Genomic DNA, 17,011 nt, shown 5'->3' on the forward strand with positions numbered 1-17,011 from the left:
GCGACCGGTACATCAGCCCAGTTGCTGCGCGACCCAGCCTGTCACCGAAGCCAGCGCCGCTGGCAGCTTGGAGGCATCGGTGCCGCCGGCCATGGCCATGTCGGGCTTGCCGCCGCCTTTGCCACCCACTTGCTGGGCCACAAAGTTGACCAGCTCGCCGGCCTTGACCTTGCCCACGCTGTCGGCCGTCACGCCTGCAGCGATCTGCACCTTGTCGCCATCCACGGCGGCCAGCACGATGGCAGCGGTCTTGAGCTTGTCCTTGAGCTTGTCCATGGTGTCGCGCAGGGTCTTGGCGTCGGCACCCGGCAGCGCGGCAGCCAGAACCTTGAGGCCCTTCACATCCACGGCCTGATTCACCAACTCGTCGCCCTGGCTGGAGGCCAGCTTACCCTTCAAGGCAGCCACTTCCTTTTCGAGCGCGCGGGCGTTGTCCAGCGCCTGGCTGATGCGGCCGTTGAGCTCGGCCACCGGCGCCTTGAGGGTGCTGGCGGCCTGGTTCACGGTGTCTTCCAGGTTCTGCAAGTACGCCAGTGCGTTGGCGCCGGTCACGGCCTCAATGCGGCGGATGCCAGCAGCCACCCCGCCCTCGCCCACCACCTTGAACAGGCCGATGTCGCCCGTGCGCTGCACGTGCGTGCCGCCGCACAGTTCACGGCTGGTGCCGATGTCCAGCACGCGCACGGTTTCGCCGTACTTCTCGCCAAACAGCATCATGGCGCCGGTCTTCTGGGCCGACTCGATGTCCATCACGCGCGCTTGCGTGGGCTGGTTGGCCAGGATTTCTTCGTTCACGCGGCGCTCAATCTCGCGGATCTCGGCCGCCGTCACGGCTCCGTTGTGCGTGAAGTCAAAACGCGTGCGGTCGGCATTGACCAAGCTACCCTTTTGCTGCACATGGCTGCCCAGCACTTCGCGCAGGGCCTTGTGCATGATGTGCGTGACCGAGTGGTTGCGCATGGTGGCAGCGCGCACGGCGGTGTTGACCTGGGCCTGCACGGTGTCGCCCACGTTCAGCGTGCCCTCTTCGAGCGTGCCGTGGTGGCCAAACACATCGGCCTTGATCTTGAGCGTGTCACCCACCGCAAAGCGTGCCGAGCCGCTGGTGATGACACCTTCGTCACCCACCTGACCGCCGCTTTCGGCATAGAACGGGGTGGTGTCCAGCACCACCACACCGTTTTGGCCGGCTTTCAGGGCCGCAGCGCTTGTTCCATCTACATAGATTGCTACGATTTTTGCAGTCTCTGCCAGGTGCTCGTAGCCGGTGAACTGGTTGGCGGCACCGGTGTACTCCAGCGCCTTGTCCATCTTGAACTTGCCGGCCGCGCGGGCCTGGGCCTTCTGCTTTTCCATGGCGGTCTTGAAGCCGGCCTCGTCCACTTCCACGTCGCGCTCGCGGCAGACGTCATTGGTCAGGTCGAGCGGGAAGCCGTAGGTGTCGTGCAGCTTGAACGCCACGTCGCCGGGCAGCACCTTGGCACCGCCGTCCAGGGTAGCGTCCAGGATTTCCATGCCGTTGGCCAGCGTCTCGAAGAAGCGCTCTTCTTCCACCTTGAGCACCTCGGTGATGCGCTGTTCCTGCTCGCGCAGGGATGGGTAGGCATCGCCCATCAGGCGCACCAGGTCGGCCACCAGCTTGTGGAAGAACGGCGTCTTCTTGCCCAGCTTGTAGCCGTGGCGGATGGCGCGGCGCACGATGCGGCGCTGCACGTAGCCACGGCCTTCGTTGCTGGGGATCACGCCATCGCTCACCAAAAACGCGGTGGCGCGGATGTGGTCGGCGATCACACGCAGGCTCTTGTTGTTGAGGTCGGCCACACCGGTCTCACGTCCAGCGGCCTTGATCAGCGCATCGAACAGGTCGATCTCGTAGTTGCTGTGCACATGCTGCAGGATGGCGGCCAGGCGCTCCAGGCCCATGCCGGTGTCCACGCAGGGCGCGGGCAGCGGGGTCACGGCGCCCGTCTCGTCCATGTTGAACTGCATGAACACGTTGTTCCAGATCTCGATGAAGCGGTCGCCGTCTTCATCGGGGCTGCCGGGAGGGCCACCCGCAATGTGCGGGCCATGGTCGTAGAAGATTTCGCTGCAGGGGCCGCAAGGGCCGGTGTCGGCCATCATCCAGAAGTTGTCGGACTTGTAGCGGCCGCCCTTGTTGTCGCCGATGCGGATCACGCGCTCGGGTGGCAAGCCGATTTCCTTGGTCCAGATGTCGTAGGCCTCGTCGTCTTCCTGGTAGACCGTGGCCAGCAGGCGCTCTGGCGGCAACTTGTAGACCTCGGTCAGCAGCTCCCAGGCCCACTTGAGCGATTCGCGCTTGAAGTAGTCGCCAAACGACCAGTTGCCCAGCATCTCAAAGAAGGTGTGGTGGCGCGCGGTATAGCCCACGTTTTCCAGGTCGTTGTGCTTGCCACCCGCACGCAGGCAGGCCTGAACCGACACCGCCCGGTTGTACGAGCGCTTGTCGGTGCCCAGGAACACGTCCTTGAACTGCACCATGCCCGAGTTGGTGAACATCAGCGTGGGGTCGTTGCCAGGCACCAGAGGGCTCGACGGCACCACGGTGTGGCCCTTGGAGACGAAGAAGTCCAGGAAGGACTTGCGGATGTCAGCGACAGAAAAAGTGGGAGTGCTCATGGTGTTGTGGAGTGGTTGCACGCAGCAGGCAGGCCGCAGGACCCACGCCTGCGCGCTGCCTGTCGCTGCCCCTATGGGGACCAACCTTTCATTATAGGTTTGCAGTCTGGCGGTCCGTGGCGGAAGGGCGACAGGGCGGGGATAGACGCCTCCACTCCATGCGCCAACGGATGCGGAAAAATCCGCTTGCGCGCTTTAAATATCTTGTTAATATATTAATAACTGCAACCCATCCACTGATCCAAGGAGCCCCTCGTGAACCCACAACCCCGCTGGCAAGGCATCTTCCCCGCCATCACCACCAAGTTCCACGCCGACGAGTCCATCGACGCCGAAGGCACAGCCCGCCACATTGACTTCCAGATCCGCAACGGCATCCACGGGCTGGTCACCTGCGGCTCTCTCGGCGAAGCCAGCACCCTCACGCTGGAGGAAAAGCTTCAGGTCGCCAAGATCGCCCTCGAAGCCGCTGACGGCCGCGTGCCCGTACTCGCCAACGTGTCCGAAACCAGCACCCGCGAGGCCCTGCGCTACATCGACGGCGGCAACAAGCTCGGTGTGGCCGGCTACATGGTCATGCCCTCGGTGATCTACGTGGCCGACGCCCGCGAGGCCATGGCCAATGTGCGCGCCATGGCGGGCGCCGCCCAGCGCCCCCTGATGGTCTACAACAACCCTGTGGCCTACCGCGTGGACCTGAAACCCGAGCACATGGTGGAGCTGGCCGACTGCGAGTGGATCGCCGCCATCAAGGAAAGCACCGGCGACATCCGCCGCATCACCGACCTGCGCAACACCGTGGGCGACCGCTACCAGCTCTTCCTGGGCGTGGACGACCTGGCCTACGAGGGCCTGGCCCTGGGCTGCGACGGCCTGCTGGCCGGCGTGGGCTGCGCCTTCCCGCGCGAAACCGTGGCGCTGTACGACCTGATGAAAGCGGGCAAATTTGCCGAGGCGCTGCCGCTCTACCAGTGGATGACGCCTATGCTGCACCTGGATGTGTCCAACAAGCTCGTGCAGAACCTCAAGCTCATCGACGCACTGGTGGGTGTGGGCACCGAACACATGCGCCGCCCCCGCCTGCCCCTGGTGGGCGAAGAACGTGCGTTTGTGGAGAGCGTGGTGCGCAAGGCCCTGGCCACACGCCCCACAAAATACCAATCTGTAGCCTGAGACACTGAGCGCCCTACTCCACCACCACCACAGCGCCATGCAACGCATCCACGTGATCGACTCCCACACGGGCGGCGAGCCGACCCGGCTTGTCATCGACGGTTTTCCGGACCTGGGCACTGGCACCATGGCCGAACGGCGTGCGCTGCTGGCCGAGCGCCACGATGCCTGGCGGGCCGCCACCGTGCTGGAACCGCGTGGCAGCGATGTGGTGGTGGGGGCGCTGCTCTGCGCGCCGCAAGACCCGGCCAACGCAGCGGGCGTGATCTTCTTCAACAACAGCGGCTATCTGGGCATGTGTGGCCATGGCACCATCGGGCTGATCGCATCGCTCGCCTACCTGGGCCGCATCACCCCTGGCGAGCACCGCATCGAAACCCCGGTGGGCACCGTCACCACCACCCTGCACACCGATGGCTCTGTCAGCGTGCGCAACGTGCCGGCCTACCGCCTGCACCATGAGCTGGCGGTGGACGTGCCCGGCTATGGCCGCGTGGTGGGCGATGTGGCCTGGGGCGGCAACTGGTTCTTCCTGATCTCCGACCACGGCCAGCGTGTAGCCAGTGACAACCTGGAGACGTTGATGGCCTACAGCTGCGCCGTGCAGCAAGCCCTCAAAGACCAGGGCATTCGGGGCGACGACGGCGGCGAGATTGACCACATCGAGCTGTTTGCCGACGACGACCAGGCCGACAGCCGTAACTATGTGCTCTGTCCCGGCAAGGCCTATGACCGCTCGCCCTGTGGCACGGGCACCAGCGCCAAGGTGGCCTGCCTGGCGGCTGACGGCAAGCTGGCATCGGGCGCACTCTGGCGCCAGGCCAGCATCATCGGCAGCCAGTTCGAGGCCAGCTACACGCTGCAGGACGATGGCAAGGTCATCCCCACCTTGCGGGGCCGCGCGCACATGAGCGCCGACGCTACTTTGCTGATTGAAGACAAGGACCCCTTTGGCTGGGGCATCCGGCTTTAACCCGACCCTGCTGCTGCACCCGCGCCCCATGCAACACACCGATGTCCTTGTGATTGGCGCTGGCATCGTGGGCGCCGCCTGCGCCCATGCGCTGGTGTCGGCCGGGCTGTCGGTACGTGTCATCGATGCGCGCCTCGGCGGTGCCACGGCGGCGGGCATGGGCCATCTGGTAGTGATGGATGACAACCCTGCCGAGCTGGCGCTGAGCCAGACATCGCTGGACCTCTGGCACACCTGGGCACCCCACATGGATGCGGGCTGTGCGTTCACGCCCTGCGGCACGCTCTGGCTGGCCGCCAACGATGCAGAGCTGCAGGCGGCCCATGACAAACGCAGCACCCTGCAAGCACACGGAATCGCCTGCGACATGCTCGACGCGGCCGCCCTGTCCCGCGCAGAACCCGCACTGCGCCCCGGTCTGACGGGTGCGCTCAAGGTGCAGGGGGATAGCGTGGTCTACGCCCCGCGCGCAGCCCAGTGGCTGCTGGACCGGGCCGCAGCCCACGGACACCTTGTGTTGGAGCAAGCTGAAGCCCTGAAGATCGAGGGCCACACCGTCACCCTGCGCGACGGAAGCCAGCGCAGCGCCGGCGCCATCGTGCTGGCCGGCGGCATCCAGGCCCCGCAGCTGTGCCCCGGCCTGCCGTTGCGGCCCAAGAAGGGCCACCTCGTCATCACCGACCGCTACCCAGGCACCGTGCACCACCAGCTGGTGGAGCTGGGCTACATCACCAGCGCGCACCACAGCGACGGTACCTCCGTGGCCTTCAACGTGCAGCCCCGGCCCACGGGGCAGTTGCTGATCGGCTCGTCGCGCGAGTTCGACACCACCGACCTCGCCGTCAACAACGCCGTGATGGCGCGCATGCTGCAACGGGCACTCGACTACCTGCCAGGCCTGGCCGACCTCAACGCCATCCGCACCTGGACCGGCTTTCGCGCCGCCACGCCTGACAGCCTGCCGCTGATTGGCGCGCACCCCGAACACCCGCACCTGTGGCTGGCCGTGGGACATGAAGGACTGGGGGTGACCACCGCCCCGGCCACCGCGCAGTTGCTGGCGGCCCAGATCGCAGGGGGCACCCCGGCGATCGACCCCACGCCCTATGCCCCTGCACGCTTTGCAGGCCTGAGCACACCATGACCGCATCCAGAACACCCGCCCTGGTGCACATCGTGGTGAATGGCACACCACTGCAGGTGCCCGCAGGGACCAGCGTCGCCGCCGCGCTGGCGCAGCAAACTCCAGGCACCACGCGCACTTCCATCACTGGCGAGCCACGGGCGCCGCTGTGTGGCATGGGTGTGTGCCACGAATGCAGGGTCCGCATCCACGGCCGCACCCGCCTGGCGTGCCAGACGGTCTGCACCGAGGGCATGTCGATTCACACCGATGTCGGCACAGCACCCGGGAGCGCCACACCATGAACCAGCCCGTGACCCCACCCATGACCGAGCAACACTCGGCGCACGAGCGCTGCGACATCCTCATCATCGGCGCGGGCCCCGCAGGTTTAGCGGCTGCCCTCGCTGCCGCGCCCAGCGGGGCAGCGATCACCATCGTGGACGACAACCCGCAGCCCGGTGGGCAAATCTGGCGCGATGGCCCCCAGGTGGTCTTGCCCGCCCTGGCGCAACAGCACCGCGCGGCGCTGGCCCGGCACACCAACATCCGCCTGCTGCCTGGCACCCGCGTGGTGGGCCTGGGTGATTCCCAACCCGGCGACAAGGCCCCGGCCCTGCTGCTGGAAGACGCAGACCGGGGCTGGACGCAGCACAGCCACCGCATCGTGCTGTGCACCGGAGCCCGCGAGCTGTTGCTGCCCTTCCCGGGCTGGACGTTGCCCGGTGTGACGGGTGCAGGCGCCTTGCAGGCCCTCATCAAGGCAGGGCTCGACGTGCGCGGCCAGCGCATCGTCATTGCAGGCACAGGCCCTCTGCTGCTGGCCGCTGCCGCCACCGCCAACAAAGCGGGTGCCACCGTGGTGCGCGTGGCCGAGCAGGCGCCGTGGAGCGCGCTCGCTGGCTTTGCAGCGCAACTGCCGCGCTGGCCTGCCAAGGCGCTGCAAGCCCTCACGCTGCTTCACCCGCAGTTGCGCGCCAGCAGCCATATGCTGGAAGTCCAAGGCACCACGCAGGTGCAAGCAGTGAGGCTGCGCAAAGGCCAACACGCCGAAGAAACCATGGCCTGCGACCGCGTGGCCTGCGGGTTCGGGCTGGTGCCCAACACCCACCTGGGGCAGATGCTGGGCTGCACCCTGGGCGGACCGCTCAGCGGTGGCCAGGGCCTGGCTGTCGATGCACAGATGCGCACCAGCGTGCCCGGTGTGTTCGCCGCGGGTGAAGCCACCGGCTTTGGCGGCAGCGAACGTGCACTGGTTCAGGGCGCCATGGCAGGACATGTGGCAGCGGGACAGGTGCAACAGGCCCAGGCGCTGCGCCCGCAACTGGCACGCTGGGAGGGCTTTGCGCAGGCGCTGCACGCTTCTTTTCCACTGAACAAAGCACTCAAAACCCTGGCGCAACCCGGCACCCTGGTGTGCCGCTGCGAAGACGTGCCCTACGCTGCACTGGCCGATTGCGACGGCTGGATCGACGCCAAGCTCCACACCCGCTGTGGCATGGGCGCCTGCCAGGGCCGCATTTGCGGCGCGGCCACCCAGCACCTTTTTGGCTGGACGCCTGCGCCCCCACGGCATCTGCTGGCGCCCACACGCATTGGCACGCTGGCAGCCTGCACGCCCGCGCCCACCACCAGCGCTCAGCGCGAGCCCGCAGCTCCCTCGGGCTGACAGGCGCGCAGCCGTTTTCCCCGGTCCTTCCTTTCAGGGCTTACCCGCACCCAGCAGGCATCCATCTTGCTTTTAAATATATTTGTTAGATATTAAAAAGTACAAGGCTTTTTCTTTCATCGCCGCACCCTCCTCCCCAGGAACCCCATCATGCCCACACCCAACAGTCCACCCGCCCCGCAATCTCCGGCGCCGCGCGCTCCCGTCCGCTGGGTGCTGGCGCTGTCCACGCAGGTTCTGCGCATGGAGCGGCACCTGCTCACCGCCCTCATGACGTTGCTGGTGCTGCTGATCCTGCTCAACGTGGTCACGCGCTACACCGGCATGCCGATCTACTGGGTGGACGAGGCGGCGGTCTACACGGTGGTCTGGCTGACCTTTGTGGGCGCCTCGGTCATGACGCGGCTGCGCATGGACTTTGCCGTGACCATGCTGACCGACCACCTCGGCGCGCGGGGTGCCCAGGCGTTCAAGGTGGTAGCCACCTGCGGCGTGCTGCTGTTTGGCCTGGCCATGCTGGTGATGTGCTGGATGTGGATGGACCCCATCGGCATTGCGCGCTACGGCTTTGACGCCAAGGAGTTTGCGGCCGAGAGCTTCAACTTCATCTATACCGAGCGCACCCAGACGCTGAACTGGCCCACCTGGGTGCTGCAGCTGATCCTGCCGATCTTCTCCGCCACCTTCAGTTTGCATGCACTGGCCAACCTGCTCGAAGACATGGGTGTCGCAGAGCGTGTGACGCACTCAGGTTTCGACGTGGTCAGCGCCGACGCCGTGAACTGACTGACCTCTACACCAGGACCCCACCATGATCACCACCCTGTTTTTCCTTGCCGCGTTGCTGGTGGGTGTGCCCATCGGGGTCTGCCTGTGTCTGGCAGGCATGGTCTACATCGTCAGCATCGGAAGCCCGGTGCTGTTCCAGTCGTTCCCCATGCAGATGTTCGGTGGAGTGGACAGCTACGGGCTCATCGCGATTCCGCTGTTCATCCTGATCGGCGAGATCATGAACAGCGGCGGCATCACGCGGCGGCTGGTGGACCTGGCCATGGCCTTTGTTGGCTCGGTCAAAGGCGGGCTGGCCTACGTGAACATCCTGGCCAACATGCTGGTGTCGTCCATCATCGGCTCCGCCACGGCGCAGGTGGCCATCATGTCGCAGGTGATGGTGCCCGAGATGGAAAAGCAGGGCTACGACAAGACCTTTGCAGCCGGCCTCACGGTGTATGGCGGCATGCTGGGGCCCATCATTCCGCCCTCGGTGATGTTTGTGGTCTACAGCGTGCTGGCCCAGGTGGCCGTGGGCGACATGCTGATTGCAGGCATCCTGCCCGGCGTGCTGCTCACCGTGCTGTTCTTTGTCGTGATCGCGCTCATGGGCTTTGTCTACAACTACCCGCGCAGCGAAAAGCGCACGCTGGCCCAGCGCGCGCGCACCGTGGTGCAGGCCAGCCCCACGCTGCTGATCCCCATCATCATCGTGGGCTCCATCCTCAGTGGCCTGGCCAACCCGACCGAATCTGCCGCCGTGGGTGCGCTGGTATCGGCGCTGGTGGGTCGGTACGTGACCAAGGAGTTCCGCTTCAACGCGATGCCCGCCATCCTGCTGCGCTCAGCCATTTACTCGGCCATCGTGCTGTTTCTGGTGGCGGCAGCTGCCGTGTTCTCGTGGCTGCTGATCTACGGCAAGGTGCCGCAGATGGTGGCCGCCTGGGTGCAGACCGTGGCACACGATCCGGTCACCTTTTTGCTGCTCACCAACGTGATCCTGCTGGTCATCGGCACGGTGATCGACGGCATCCCCGGCCTCATCATGACCGCGCCCATCCTGCTGCCGATTGCCACCGAGGTCTATCACATTGACCCGCGCCACTTTGGTGTGGTGATCGTCGTCAACCTGGTGCTGGGGCTGATGACTCCGCCCGTGGGCCTGAGCTTCTTTGTCGCGTCGGCCGTCACCGGGGCCAAGCCCGGAAAGATGTTCATCGTCACGCTGCCGTTTTTCATCATCAGCTGCGTGGCGCTGGTGATGTTGTCGCTGTTCCCCAGCCTGTCGCTCGGTTTGCTCAAGTAGCCCGTCGAGCAACAGATCCCCCGTCCCCCTCCCAAGGTTCTTTCACACGGAGTTCACCATGACGACCACGCCCGCCCACACTGTCACCCGCCGCCATTTCATCCAGCGCCACGCCGTGGCCGCTGCCACCGTCACGGGGCTGGGCTTTCCAGCGCTGGTACGTGCAGCCGATGCCAAGGAGTTTCGCCTGGGGCTGATCACGCCTGCGGGCCACTCCTGGAACCGCGCCGCACTGCAGTTTGGCGAGGCCTTGAAGAAGGAAACCGATGGCCGCCTGAGCGTCACGGTCTTCCACTCGGGCCAGCTGGGCAACGAGGCCGCGATGATGCAGCAGCTGCAGTCCGGCGCGCTCGACATGGGCTGGATCCAGGCGGCCGAGCTCGGCTCGCGCGTGTCCAGCATTGCAGCCATCAATGCGCCCTACCTGGTGCGCTCCACGCCTGCCGTGGCCAAACTCGTCAAACACCCATCTGCCACCAAACTACTCGAAGTGCTGCCGCGCGAGACCGGCACCATCGGCCTGGGCTGGGGCATCACCGGCATGCGCGCCGTGTTCTCCACCAAGGACATCGCCGTGCCCACCGACATCAAGGGCATGAAGCTGCGCATCAACCCCACGCCGGTGTACCGCGACTTCTACCAAATGCTGGGCGCCGCGCCCACGCCCATCCCCACGCCGCAAGTGTTTGATGCCATGAGCAACGGCCAGGTCGACGGGCTGGAGGCGGACATCGAGTTCTCGTGGAACCAGCGCTTCGACAAGGTGGCCAAGACCCTGCTGCAGATGAACGCCCTGTTCATGCCGTTCGCGCCGCTGGTCTCCGGCCGCATCTGGCAAGGGCTGGACGCCAAGGACAAGGACATCATCCGCAAGCTGGTGGCCCAGTCGCTGGATGCGCAGATCAACGACATCGTGACCACCGAGGCCGGGCTGATCGAGAAGTTCAAGGGCACGTCCATCGCCTTCAAGACGGCATCGTCCTTCAACCCCGACGGCATCATCCAGGAGTTCGACAAGCTGTGGCTGCCCAAGGCGCCGCAGATTGCCGAGCTGCGCAAGGCGGGCGCAAGCCTCTGACAGTCCGCAAGGGTCACCGGGGCCGCATCCCATAAGATGCGGCCTCCCGCAACGTCCTTCACGCCCGATGACACTCCGCCGCCCCTCCCCCCAGCAAGACCCCGCGCCCAAGCGGCGCGCGGCGGACGTGGCCTACGACGCCATCGAGACCATGATCTCCACGCTGCAGCTGCAGCCCGGCAGCCCCGTGGTGGAGGCCGAGATCGCCGAGAGCACGGGCCTGGGCCGCACGCCGGTGCGCGAGGCGCTGCTGCGCATGGTGTCCATCGGGCTCATCGTGCAGCAGCCCCGGCGCGGGCTGCTGGTGTCGCACATCGACCTGGCCGATCACCTGGACGTGATCCAGACCCGCCGCGTGCTGGAGCGCCTGCTGGCCTCCAACGCCGCACGCCGCGCCACGGCGCCGCAGCGCCAGGCCATCGTGCGTTGTGCGGAAAACATGGTGCAAGCCGCAGCGCGCGGCCACCTCGACGACTACATGCTGGCCGACCATGAACTGGACCTCGTCACCCACCAGGCCAGCCAGAACCACTCGGCCGTCAAATGCGTGCAACCGCTCATCGTGCAGTGCCGCCGCTTCTGGTACGCCTACCAGCACGAAGGCGAAGTGTCAGAAGGCGCCCGCGCGCACATGCAACTGGCGCAGGGCATTGCCAGTGGCGACGAAGCCCAGGCCATTGCCGGCGCGGAGCAGTTGATGGAGTATCTGGAGCGGTTTGCGCGGCGCATCATTGACCGGTAGCACGCGCCACCATGCACACAGCGCCTGCAACCGCATGGACAGCCTCAGTTCCAAAGGGAAATTGCTCTAATTTTTATAGCTTATTGCGCTTTACCAATAAGCGCTAGCGACCAAAATGGCCTAAATTTTTCACCCCAGCAGCGGCAACAGCAGGCCTATTCCGACACTTGCTGGCCCAGCAGAATGCGCTGCTCCAGAAAGCGCCACAGACGCTCGTCCTGGCTGAACGCCACGTTAAACCGCAGCCAGCCCGTGGGGCGCGGCTCCACCAGAAACAGCTGACCGGGGCCGAGCATGATGCCCGCACCCGTGGCTTCCTTCGACAGCTCGGCACTGTCGGGCAGATCAGGATGGCGCGCCCACAGGTACATGCCCGCCTCGGGCTCGTGAAACAGCTCGAACCCCAGGTTCAGCAAGCGCCGCCCCACCGTGCGGTGCGCCTCGGCCAGCCGCTCGCGCAGGGACTTGAGGTGCTTGCGCCAGCGCCCGTCGGTCACCACGCCAAAGGTGATGCGCTCGGTGATCTCTGACGAGGTCAGGCCCGAGATCATCTTGAGCTGCACCAGCTCATCGAGCAGATCGCGCCGCGCCGCCAGAAATCCGGTGCGCAGGTTGGGCGAAATCGTCTTGGAGAAACTGCCCAGGTAGATCACACGGTTGAGCTGGTCCAGGCTGGCCAGCGAGGGGCGCACACCGGGGTCCATGTCGGCATAGATGTCGTTCTCCACGAGCATGAAGTGGTGCTGCTCGGCCAGTTGCAGCAGCCGGTGCAGGTGCGCCACCGATGCCACCGAGCAGGTCGGGCTTTGCAGGCGCGGTTGGGTGAAAAACACCGTGGGTTTGTGCTCGGCCAGCAGGGTCTCTAGCGCCGGCAGGTCGTAGCCGGTGGCGGTGCGCGGCACACCCACCACCTGGGCTCCTGCAAAGCGAAGCATGAACAACAGGTTGGGGTAACCCGGGTCGTCCACCAGCACCACGTCACCAGGTTTGACCATGCGGCGCGCCACCAGGTCCAGTGCCTGGCTGGAGCCCTGGGTCAGCAGCACCTGGTCGGCGTCCACCGCCAGATGGTGTTCGGCCAGCGACTCGGCCACCACCATGCGCAGCGCCATGTGGCCGTGGGGCAGGCCATAGCCATCCAGCTCGGGCCCGTCGGACGACAGCTGACGCATGCTGCGTTTGACCGCATCGCCAAACAGCCAGTCGTGGGGCAGCCAGCCGCAGCCCGGTTTCATGGGCAGGTTGCGGTTTTCAAAAATTTGTTTGAGGTACCAGCGCGCATCAAAACGGGGCACCGGCCGCTCGGGCGCACCAGTACCGGGCGAAGCGCCCTCATCGCCCCGTCGCTTCACAAAAAAACCTGCATTGGCGCGCGACACCAGCCAGCCCTGCGCCACCAGGCGGTCGTAGGCCTCGACCACGGTGAACACGCTCACGCCGTGGGCTGCCGCAAAGGCGCGGATGGAGGGGAGCTTGGCACCAGGTTTGAGCACCTGGCCAGCGATGAGACCCCGCAGGCCATCAACGATCTGGCTGACCAGCGGTGTCTGAAGATCCGGGCTGAGAGTGAGCATCAAAAGAACAGGGAAAGGGGCCAAATTGTGCACCGGGCCAACACCCGCGAACTCAGGGATTGCTTGTACAGGACGGGGCACCTGCACAGTGTGCTCCCCTCAACAGCGACGCGTGCCTGGAGGTACCACCGCTGAGCCCGCATCCGGTCCGGCCGGGATGCCCCTATTGTCCGTCAGCCCCACCTACCCTGGGACAGCGGTCTCCAGCGATTTGCAGGGCTGTTGGATGTCTTGCACGTTGATGACGCCGCGCTCGAAAAGGCCCGCACACTGTGAACGGTAGTGTCCAACCGATGGGCGGTATTCAGTCTTTTGTCCGATGCAGCGGCTATCGGATTGCATCCACCGCCTGTCCCTTTTCCGCCGCCGCAATGCTCACACACCCATGCCCCAGCGATAGGCTTGCCCCCCAACTCGATTGGCGTCGGTGACCGCAAATCGGGTTTGAAAACCAATACCCAACACACCGAGGGACACCCATGCTGACACGAACATCTGAACTCAACTCTTCACGGATTTTTCAACCCAGGCCATGGGCCATTGCCTTGGGTCTATGCCTGGGCACAGCGACAGGCCCTGCACTGGCGCAGGCGACCCACACCCCACCGGCAGGCTACAAGCCGTGCGCCGTCGAGGGACAGAAATGCAGCTTCAGCGGCGCGGCCAACGTGGTCTATGGAGCAGGCACGACCTGGACCAGCCCCCGCAGTTTCACCAACGGTGTCAGTTGCAGCAACGCCACCTTTGGCGACCCCCTGTGGGGTGTGCAAAAGACCTGTTATGCCAGCGCACCGTCGCCAGCTCCTGCGCCCGATCCCGTGCTGACAGCACCGCCACCGGGCTACACCTTGTGTGCCGTCGAGGGGCAGCAATGCAGCTTTACCGGTACGGCCAAGGTGGTCTATGGAGCTGGCACCACCTGGACTGCCGCGCGCGCATTCACCAACAACGTGATGTGCAACAACGCCACCTTTGGCGACCCCCTGCGGCAGGTGAAAAAGGCGTGCTACGTCAGCAGCCCCGTCCCAACGCCCGCCCCGCCCGCCCCACCGCCAACGCCTCCGGCACCGCCGGCTCCACCGGCCCCTCCGCCAGCACCGACGCCCGGTGGCTCCGTAACGTACTACTTCTCGGACTGCCAGGCGGGCGCCGCCACCGGTTGCGTGCCAGGGAGCAATTCCAACCCCGGCACGCAGGCGGCACCCAAGCAGAACCTCACGGGGATCAATGTCAACACACTGCCTGCGGGCACAGCACTGCTTTTTGCGCGCGGCGGTGCCTGGGTAGTGGGTGTCACCACGTTCGAGAACATGAACGTCCGCGCAGACGCGCCCCTCACCTTCGATGCGTATGGCGCAGGGCCCGCCCCCCTCCTCAACACCAACAACAATGCCATCGCGCCCTTTGAGCTGGGAGGGCGCTATGCCAACACCTCCAACGACGGCGGCTACGTGTTCCGCAATTTGCGACTCCACGGCTCCAACAACTCGGCCTGGGGCTTCTGGCTGAGTGGCAATGTCCGCGACATCGTGATTGAGAACGTGGAGATATCCGGCTTCCAGATTGCCATCCACTCGCAGGCACGCGCTCCCCACGGTGTGAACAACGTGCTGATCCGCAACAACCACATCCATCACAACGGAAGCATGGGCATCCTGGGCCAGTTCCGCAACAGCGTGATCGAAGGCAACCTGATCGAGGCCAACAACTTCAGCGGCAGCGGCTTCAACCACGGCACCTACCTGTCGGGCAGCCATGGACTGAGTGGAACCAACGTCACCTTGCGCAACAACCGCTACATCCGCAACTCGGTGGTCAATAGCATCTGCCAAGGGGGCAACATGACCTTCCACGGCCAGATGGACGGCGTACTGATTGAGGGCAACCGGATTGAGCAGGATGCTGCGACGGATGGCTGCTGGGAGATGTCGATCACGCAGGGGTATGACTCGGCCGAATGGTTCCGCAACTTCGTGGTGCGCAACAACAAACTCATCAACGCCGGCAACACGGGCATGGCAGTGCAGTCGGCACCCGGGATCGTGATTGAGGGCAACGTCATCATCAATACGCAGACGACGTTTCAGACAGCCATCAATGTGGGCCACACCGAATTCCAGAATGGCGATGTACCCGATGGAAACGCTGTGGTGCGTAACAACATTGCATGTTTCCCCACACCCCACGCGGGCAGCACGGTGGTGCGCGTGATTGCACCGAACAGTGTGGTCACGAACAACACCATGGTGACCGGGGCGGCTGCAACGACCGGGGTGTGCGCCCGGTAGCAGAGCGTTCAAGTTTCGGGCGGCAGAGGCCTCGCAGCACGCTGCGAGGCCTTTTCTCGTTTTTACGCACCGTTTTGGAAGATGGCAAGCGGCCTGCCGCGGCATACCGATACAAGACCCTTCAATCCCCCGAGTGCCCGGTTTTCCTGCAGATCAGCGTGGGGGATTGCGCTACGGCTACGCAAAAGGGTCTGCATTGTGCACCGTGTTGGCGCACACCAAATCAGGGATTGCCTGTACAGGATCGAGGACCTGCACAGTGCGCGCAAAACAGCATGCCGGTGTACATGGACGGGCCGTGGCGCGAATTCCAGAATTCGCCCATTCCTTCATTTCGTGTTCAACCCACCCGCCCACCGCCATGCAGCAAGACCGCCACTTCACCAACGCCGCCCTCCTCACCCGCCGCCATGCCGCTGTGGCCCGGGGCGTGGGTCAGGCCCATGAACTCTTCGTACAGAAGGCGCTTAACGCCGAGCTGTGGGATGTGGAGGGCCGCCGCTTCATCGACTTTGCCGGTGGCATCGCCGTGCTCAACACCGGCCACCTGCACGCCGGAGTGATCTCTGCAGTCAAAGCCCAGCTGGAGCTGTACACCCACACCTGCTTCCAGGTGGTGGCGTACGAGCCCTACGTGGAAGTGTGCGAGCGCCTGAACACCCTGGCCCCCGGCGCGTTTGCCAAGAAGAGCCTGCTGCTCACCACGGGCGCCGAGGCCGTGGAAAACGCCATCAAGATCGCCCGCGTCTACACCAAACGCCCCGGCGTGATCGCCTTCACGGGCGGCTACCACGGCCGCACCAACCTCACGCTGGGCCTTACCGGCAAGGTCGCGCCTTACAAGATCGGGTTCGGCCCCTTCCCTGGCGAGATGTACCACGCCCTGTTCCCCAACGCGCTGCATGGCGTCAGCGTGGAGCAGGCCCTGCATTCGGTGGAGCTGATCTTCAAGAACGACATCGAGCCCGAGCGTGTGGCAGCCTTCATCCTTGAGCCCGTGCAGGGCGAAGGCGGCTTCTACGTGGCGCCACCCGAATTCGTCACCGGCCTCAAGGCCCTGGCAGACCGCTACGGCATCCTGCTGATCGCTGACGAAGTGCAGACCGGCGCTGGCCGCACCGGCACCTGGTTTGCATGCGAGCAATGGCCCGTGGCACCCGACCTCATCACCACTGCCAAATCACTGGCAGGTGGCTTCCCCTTGTCTGGCGTGGTGGGCCGCGCCGACGTCATCGACGCCCCTGCAGCCGGTGGCCTGGGTGGCACCTATGCGGGCAGCCCCGTGGCCTGTGCCGCAGCGCTGGCGGTGATCGAAGCGTTTGAAAAGGAAAACCTGCTGGCCCGCAGCCAGGACATGGGTGCGCTGCTGGTCAGGGCACTGAAAGAAATGGCCGCCAAAGTCCCCTCCATCGGCGATGTGCGCGGCCTGGGTGCCATGGTGGCGATCGAGCTGTTCGAAGACGGTGATGTCCACCGCCCCGACGCAGCACTGACCAAGAAAGTCGTCGCCGAAGCCGCCAAGCGCGGGCTCATCCTGCTGTCGTGCGGCACGTATGGCAACGTGATCCGCATCCTGGTGCCGCTGACCGCCTCCAACGAACTGCTCGAAGAGGGCCTGGCCATCCTGGCCGACAGCTTTGCCGCGCTGGGCTGACATGCGACCCGACCTTCATT

General features: G+C 65.1%; 13 protein-coding genes. 11 read left to right on the forward strand and 2 right to left on the reverse strand.

Features of this window, described 5'->3' with window-relative positions; translation table 11 throughout:
* Positions 1–12: 12 nt before the first annotated feature.
* On the reverse strand, positions 13–2,640 hold the full coding sequence (gene alaS, locus ACODS0_RS25025; RefSeq protein ID WP_488837853.1) for an alanine--tRNA ligase: 2,628 nt from the start codon (positions 2,638–2,640) through the stop codon (positions 13–15).
* 255 nt (positions 2,641–2,895) lie between these two features.
* Between alaS and ACODS0_RS25030 the strand changes: the two genes are divergently transcribed.
* The 9 genes from ACODS0_RS25030 (at position 2,896) to ACODS0_RS25070 (ending at position 11,475) form a co-directional block, all read left to right on the forward strand.
* Positions 2,896–3,813, forward strand: a complete 918-nt coding sequence (locus tag ACODS0_RS25030) for a dihydrodipicolinate synthase family protein (protein ID WP_010458555.1) — start codon at positions 2,896–2,898, stop codon at positions 3,811–3,813.
* A gap of 37 nt (positions 3,814–3,850) precedes the next feature.
* Complete coding sequence (locus ACODS0_RS25035; protein ID WP_488837855.1) at positions 3,851–4,786, forward strand: 4-hydroxyproline epimerase; 936 nt, start codon at positions 3,851–3,853, stop codon at positions 4,784–4,786.
* Between the two features lie 28 nt (positions 4,787–4,814).
* Complete coding sequence (locus tag ACODS0_RS25040; protein ID WP_488837857.1) at positions 4,815–5,930, forward strand: NAD(P)/FAD-dependent oxidoreductase; 1,116 nt, start codon at positions 4,815–4,817, stop codon at positions 5,928–5,930.
* Entirely contained in the window at positions 5,927–6,214 is a 288-nt protein-coding gene (locus tag ACODS0_RS25045) for a (2Fe-2S)-binding protein (protein WP_199731199.1), read from the forward strand. Before ACODS0_RS25040 ends, ACODS0_RS25045 begins: the two co-directional genes overlap by 4 nt.
* Positions 6,211–7,578 (forward strand): FAD-dependent oxidoreductase, encoded by a 1,368-nt coding sequence (locus ACODS0_RS25050; protein WP_488837859.1) that lies wholly within the window; start codon positions 6,211–6,213, stop codon positions 7,576–7,578. Before ACODS0_RS25045 ends, ACODS0_RS25050 begins: the two co-directional genes overlap by 4 nt.
* 150 nt (positions 7,579–7,728) lie before the next feature.
* A complete protein-coding gene (locus ACODS0_RS25055; RefSeq protein ID WP_488837861.1) occupies positions 7,729–8,364 on the forward strand; it encodes a TRAP transporter small permease in 636 nt (211 codons plus the stop codon).
* Positions 8,365–8,389: 25 nt separating this feature from the next.
* Entirely contained in the window at positions 8,390–9,655 is a 1,266-nt protein-coding gene (locus tag ACODS0_RS25060) for a TRAP transporter large permease (protein WP_121419988.1), read from the forward strand.
* A 58-nt stretch (positions 9,656–9,713) separates the two neighbouring features.
* Positions 9,714–10,733 carry a TRAP transporter substrate-binding protein gene (locus ACODS0_RS25065; RefSeq protein WP_108498414.1) on the forward strand — a complete coding sequence of 340 codons (1,020 nt, stop codon included), beginning with the start codon at positions 9,714–9,716 and terminating at the stop codon, positions 10,731–10,733.
* Positions 10,734–10,800: 67 nt separating this feature from the next.
* The gene (locus ACODS0_RS25070) at positions 10,801–11,475 is read left to right on the forward strand and encodes a GntR family transcriptional regulator (RefSeq protein ID WP_055398092.1); all 675 of its coding nucleotides are present in this window, start codon (positions 10,801–10,803) and stop codon (positions 11,473–11,475) included.
* 155 nt (positions 11,476–11,630) lie between these two features.
* On the opposite strand, the gene ACODS0_RS25075 is transcribed toward ACODS0_RS25070, so the two are convergent.
* Complete coding sequence (locus tag ACODS0_RS25075) at positions 11,631–13,049, reverse strand: aminotransferase-like domain-containing protein (protein ID WP_218300990.1); 1,419 nt, start codon at positions 13,047–13,049, stop codon at positions 11,631–11,633.
* Positions 13,050–13,528: 479 nt separating this feature from the next.
* On the opposite strand from ACODS0_RS25075, the gene ACODS0_RS25080 reads away from it, so the two are divergent.
* Together ACODS0_RS25080 and gabT are read left to right on the forward strand one after the other, a co-directional pair.
* Entirely contained in the window at positions 13,529–15,337 is a 1,809-nt protein-coding gene (locus ACODS0_RS25080) for a right-handed parallel beta-helix repeat-containing protein (RefSeq protein WP_488837864.1), read from the forward strand.
* A gap of 361 nt (positions 15,338–15,698) precedes the next feature.
* Complete coding sequence (gabT, locus tag ACODS0_RS25085) at positions 15,699–16,991, forward strand: 4-aminobutyrate--2-oxoglutarate transaminase (RefSeq protein WP_488837866.1); 1,293 nt, start codon at positions 15,699–15,701, stop codon at positions 16,989–16,991.
* Positions 16,992–17,011: the final 20 nt, after the last annotated feature.

The organism is Acidovorax sp. FG60 (assembly GCF_057808995.1).